This is a genomic window from Rhodoblastus sp. (genome assembly GCF_041915505.1).
Classification (GTDB): Bacteria; Pseudomonadota; Alphaproteobacteria; order Rhizobiales; family Beijerinckiaceae; genus Rhodoblastus.
In genome coordinates this window covers 1-5290 of sequence record NZ_JAYSBG010000251.1, presented here as the reverse complement: position 1 = coordinate 5290, position 5290 = coordinate 1, and the positions used below count along the sequence as shown (strand labels likewise).

Annotated in this window: 5 protein-coding genes; 4 read left to right on the top strand and 1 reads right to left on the bottom strand. The window is 65.0% G+C overall.

What is annotated here, in order from left to right; genetic code table 11:
• Positions 1-123 precede the first annotated feature (123 nt).
• On the top strand, positions 124-2031 hold the full coding sequence (locus tag ACE3S9_RS14335; protein ID WP_374547159.1) for an EAL domain-containing protein: 1908 nt from the start codon (positions 124-126) through the stop codon (positions 2029-2031).
• Positions 2032-2064: 33 nt separating this feature from the next.
• On the opposite strand, the gene phaR is transcribed toward ACE3S9_RS14335, so the two are convergent.
• Positions 2065-2661, bottom strand: a complete 597-nt coding sequence (gene phaR / locus ACE3S9_RS14330; RefSeq protein WP_374547158.1) for a polyhydroxyalkanoate synthesis repressor PhaR — start codon at positions 2659-2661, stop codon at positions 2065-2067.
• A gap of 310 nt (positions 2662-2971) precedes the next feature.
• Between phaR and ACE3S9_RS14325 the strand changes: the two genes are divergently transcribed.
• The 3 genes from ACE3S9_RS14325 to ACE3S9_RS14315 form a co-directional block, all read left to right on the top strand.
• Positions 2972-4147 carry an acetyl-CoA C-acetyltransferase gene (locus ACE3S9_RS14325; protein WP_374547157.1) on the top strand — a complete coding sequence of 392 codons (1176 nt, stop codon included), beginning with the start codon at positions 2972-2974 and terminating at the stop codon, positions 4145-4147.
• Between the two features lie 82 nt (positions 4148-4229).
• A complete protein-coding gene (gene phbB, locus ACE3S9_RS14320) occupies positions 4230-4955 on the top strand; it encodes an acetoacetyl-CoA reductase (protein ID WP_374547156.1) in 726 nt (241 codons plus the stop codon).
• Positions 4956-5066: 111 nt separating this feature from the next.
• On the top strand, positions 5067-5290 hold a 224-nt coding region (locus ACE3S9_RS14315; protein ID WP_374547155.1), incomplete at its 3' end, for a hypothetical protein.

The following is a 5290-nucleotide window of genomic DNA, read 5'->3' as shown; positions in this document are numbered from 1 at the left end:
GAAGTTTTTACGATATTGCGGGAACGCAAGAATCGCTTTTAAAATCCACGTTCGGCTACACTTTGAATTAACGCGCCGCAATCATCGTCAAATCCACGATTCCATCGGTCTGGACCTGAAAACGTGCAACTTGGCTATCTGCCGTCCCGCTCTCTGAGGATTGTCTCCCGCCGCGAAGGCGCGGGCGGCGTCGACGAGGCGCGGCCGGACGACCGACGCGGCGAGGCTCCGGCCGGACTGCCGGCGCAACCGCCGGTTGGGCCGGAGCTTTACAATCCGCCCTCCTCCGCCCCGCGCTCGCTCATGGTCCGCTCCGCCCTCGCCCGGCTGAAGCCGGACGCGCCCGTCGCGCCCGATCCGCGCTCCATTCTCGATTCGATCGGCCAGACCGTCTACGACTGGGATCTGCATACCGACCGCATCCAATGGGGTCCGAATGCCGGCGCCGTATTGGGCGTCAAGGCCATGACGGCGATCCAGACCGGCCGCGCCTTTGCGGAATGGCTGTCCAACGACAGTGAAAGCTCCCGTTTCGAGGCCATTTCCCGCTCCGCCGCCGCCGACGAAGGCATGGGCGTCCCGTTCCAGATCTGCTATGGCCTGACCCCGCCGGACGGCCCGCGCGAGGCCACGATCTGGGTCGAGGACACCGGCCGCTGGTTCGCCGGCCCGGACGGCAAGCCGGCCCGCGCCCATGGCCTGGTCCGGGTCATCACCGACCGCTACAAGCAGGAGCGCCAGCTTGCGCTGCGCTCGCGGTTCGATCCGCTGACCGGCGCGCTCAATCGCGCCTGCCTGCTCGAACTATGCGCCAATTTCTACGAACAGGCCGCCCGGCGGAAGCAGTCCTTCGCCGCCTTGCTGATCGGCGTGGACAATCTCTTCGTCCTGAACCGGACCTATGGCTATGACGTCGCCGACCAGGTGATCGCCGGCCTGGCGAAAAGATTGCGCGCCAGTTGCCGCGAGCGCGACCTGCTGGCGCGCTATGCCGGCAATAAATTCGCTGTGGTGCTCGAAAATTGCGACGCCGGCGAAATGTCGGCGGCGGCCGAGCGTTTCATCGAGATCGCAGCCGCCGCGCCGTTCGAGACCAGCGGCGGCCCGGTGCCTTTGTCGCTGCGCATCGGCGGCGTGGTGGCGCCGCGCAACGGCCGCGCCCCGCATATTCTGTTCCAGCACGCCGAGGAAGCGCTCGATCTCGCCCGGCAACCGGGCGCGTCGCGTTTCATCGCCTATGAGCCCTCGCTGGCGCGCGAGGACGCGCGGATGCGCGCGCTGAAAATCTCCGACGAAATCGTCGGCGCGCTGAACGGCGACCGTATCGTGATCGCGCTGCAGCCGATCGTCTCGGCGCAGAGCGGCGAACCGGTCATGTTCGAGGCCCTGATGCGGCTGCGGCGGATGGACGGCACGCTGGCCGCGCCCGCCGCCGTGCTGCCGACGGCGGAAAAATCCGGCCTGATCCAGATGATCGACCAGCGCGTGCTCGATCTCGCGATCAAGAAACTGATCGAGCAGCCGGACATGCGCATCGCGGTCAATATGTCGGGCCAGACCTTGCACGAGCCCGATTTCATGTCCCGCTTCCGCGCTTTGCTCGGCGCCCGCCCGGAACTGGCGCGTCGCCTGACGGTCGAAATCACCGAGACCTGCGTGATCGAGGACGTCGAGGCGACCTCGCAGGCGGTCGCCGCGCTCAAGCAATTCGGAACTCGGGTGGCGATGGACGATTTCGGCTCCGGCCACACCTCGTTCAAGAATCTCCGCCGCCTGAACATCGATCTGGTGAAGATCGACGGCGCCTTCGTGCAGAATCTGTCGCGTTCGGCCGACGACCGCTTTTTCGTCCGCACGCTGATCGACCTGGCGCGCCATATCGGCCTTCCGATCGTGGCGGAATGGGTCGAGGACGGCGAGGCGGCGCGAATCCTGCGCGACTGGGGCGTGGAATATCTGCAGGGCGATTATTTCGCCGCCGCGCGGGTGGCGCCGGCGGATCTGGGCGGCGGCGCCTGCGCGGTGGCCTGAGCGAGCGCCGCCCGCGCGTCAGCCCCCTCCAAATCAGTCCTTTTTCACAAGACTGTCTATGCGTTTCTGCATTTCCGCGAGCTGCGCGCGCATTTCGTTCAGCTCGTCGGCGGATTGCGCCGGCGGCGCGGCCTTGCCGGATTCTCCGGTTGCGGCGGTGAAGGGGGAGAACATGTCGAAGGCCTCGTGAAACATGGCCATGTTCTTGCGCGCCTGCTCCTCCATCGACTGGAAGATCTGCCGGGTCGGATTGGCGAGCGGATTGGCGCTCATCGCCGCTTCGAACTGCTCGCGGAACTTCTGGCTGTCCTTGGTCAGGCGCTCGATGGAAAATTCGAGATAGCTCGGCACGAACATCTGCATGCTGTCGCCGTAGAACCGGATCAGCTGCCGCAGGAAGCGGATCGGCAGCAGGTTCTGCCCGGTCTTGCCTTCCTGTTCGAAGATGATCTGGGCGAGCACCGAGCGGGTGATGTCATCGCCGCTCTTGGCGTCATAGACCACGAAGTCCTCGCCGTGCTTCACCATTTCGGCAAGATCGTCCAGGGTCACATAGGCGCTGGCCCCGGTGTTGTAGAGACGCCGGTTCGCATATTTCTTGATCGTGACGGGTTTTTTCTCGCTGGTCATTTCCATTCCCACGTCCGGGGGCTTCTTCTTCGCGCCCGGCCGCGACATCGCGCCCGGACAGCCCTCCTGGCCAGACGCCGAAACACCTCCGCGCCGACAGCCTCGCTGACGATAGCCCTCGTTGGCGCAAAGGCAAAGCGTCTTCTTCAACAATACTTGATATCCGGCAAAGGCTCTACAACCAAAAGAGCATGTTTTGGCGCGCCGGGCGTCTTGACCGCGCCCGCGCCGAAGTGGTCAAACTAGCCGCCCAGTCGCCTGCCCATAAATCGCCCCCCGGGGCGCCAGGCGACCTTCCGGAGGATTTTGCATGTCGACCGACGTCGTGATCGTTTCCGCCGCCCGCACCGCGGTCGGCTCCTTCAGCGGCAGCTTCGCCAATGTCCAGGCGCAGGAACTGGGCGCCCATGTCATCAAGGGCGTTCTTGAGCGCGCGAAGGTCGAAGCCGGGGATGTCGATGAAGTCATCCTCGGCCAGGTGCTCTCGGCCAACCAGGGCCAGAACCCGGCCCGCCAGGCCGCCATCCACGCCGGCGTGCCGCAGGACAAGACCGCCTGGGGCCTGAACCAGCTCTGCGGCTCCGGCCTGCGCGCCGTGGCGCTCGGCCTCCAGCAGATCAACAATGGCGACGCCAGCGTCATCGTGGCCGGCGGCATCGAGAACATGACTCTCTCGCCCCATGTCGCCTTCCTGCGCAACGGCGTAAAGATGGGCGAGCTGAAAGTGCTCGACACCATGCTGCGCGACGGCCTGACCGACGCGTTCCATGGCTATCACATGGGCACGACGGCCGAGAACATCGCCACGAAGTTCCAGATCACCCGCGAGGACCAGGACCAGTTCGCCACCGCCTCGCAGAACAAGGCGGAAGCCGCCAAAAAGGCGGGCAAGTTCAAGGACGAGATCCTCCCCTTCACCGTCAAGACCAAGAAGGGCGACGTGGTCGTCGACACCGACGAATTCATCCGCGACGGCGTGACCTATGACGCCCTCGCCAAGCTGCGCCCGGCCTTCAGCAAGGAAGGCACGGTCACCGCCGGCAACGCCTCGGGCATCAATGACGGCGCCGCCGCCGTGGTGCTGATGACCGCCGCCGAAGCCGCCAAGCGCGGCCTGACCCCGATCGCCCGCATCGCCTCCTGGGCGACCGCCGGCGTCGATCCGGCGATCATGGGCACGGGCCCGATCCCGGCCTCGCGCAAGGCGCTGGCCAAGGCCGGCTGGAACATCCAGGACCTCGACCTGATCGAGGCCAACGAGGCCTTCGCCGCCCAGGCCATTTCGGTCAACAAGGAGCTGGGCTGGGATACGTCGAAGGTCAATGTCAATGGCGGCGCCATCGCCATCGGCCATCCGATCGGCGCCTCCGGCGCCCGCGTGCTGGTCACCCTGCTGCACGAAATGCTGAAGCGCGACGCCAAGAAGGGCCTCGCCACCTTGTGCATCGGCGGCGGCATGGGCGTCGCGCTCACCGTCGAGCGCTGAGCCTTTTCAAACATCGGCGCCGGCTCGTTTCCCACGACCGGCGCCTTTTCATCTCAACTCTAAAAAATCGATAGGGGGAAACATGTCTCGAGTCGCTCTCGTCACCGGCGGCACGCGCGGCATTGGCGCGGCCATTTCCAAGGCGCTCAAGGCCGCTGGCTACACAGTTGCGGCGAATTACGCCGGCAATGACGAAGCCGCCAAGGCCTTCAATGCCGAGACCGGCATCCATGTCTTCAAGTGGGACGTCTCCGACTATGACGCCTCCGCCGCCGGAATCGCCAAGGTCGAGGCCGATCTCGGCCCGGTCGAAGTGCTGGTCAACAATGCCGGCATCACCCGCGACGGCTTCTTCCACAAGATGACCAAAGAGCAATGGTATGCGGTCATCAACACCAATCTGAACTCGCTGTTCAACGTGACCCGCCCGGTGTGGGAAGGCATGCGCGCCCGTAAATTCGGCCGCGTCGTCTGCATTTCCTCGGTCAACGGACAGAAGGGCCAGGCCGGCCAGGCCAATTATTCGGCGGCCAAGGCCGGCGATCTCGGCTTCGTCAAGGCGCTCGCCCAGGAAGGCGCGCGCGCCGGCATCACCGTCAACGCGATCTGCCCCGGTTATATCGCCACCGAAATGGTCAAGGCGATCGATCCGGCGGTCATCGAGAAGTCGATCCTGCCGCATATCCCCGTCGGCCGTCTCGGCGAGCCGGAGGAAATCGCCCGCGCCGTGCTGTTCCTGGTGTCCGACGAAGCCAGCTTCGTCACGGGGTCGACCATCTCGGCCAATGGCGGCCAATATCTGATCTGACCCTTCGCCGGGACTCATGATCGGCGCGGCTTTCGCCGCGAACAGAAATCGATTACAGAGCTTGACGGTCGGGATCCTCCCGACCGTATTTTTTTCAACAGGTTGCCGGGAATGAGCTTCCGAGTTTGGGCGGTCCGCGCCGGCGGAGACAGCGAGGCCGATCCGCTTTTCATCGAAAACGGCCAGATCGCCGTCAGCTTCCGCGCTGTCGATCAGGATGTCAGCGCCCTGCCCCCGCAACGTTCCGCCTTCAAGGAGGCCTTCGCCCAGAATGGCGAAGCCAAGCCCGGCGCCATTCCCGTCCAGGCCGGACAATTGTTCCGCTTCGTCCACGA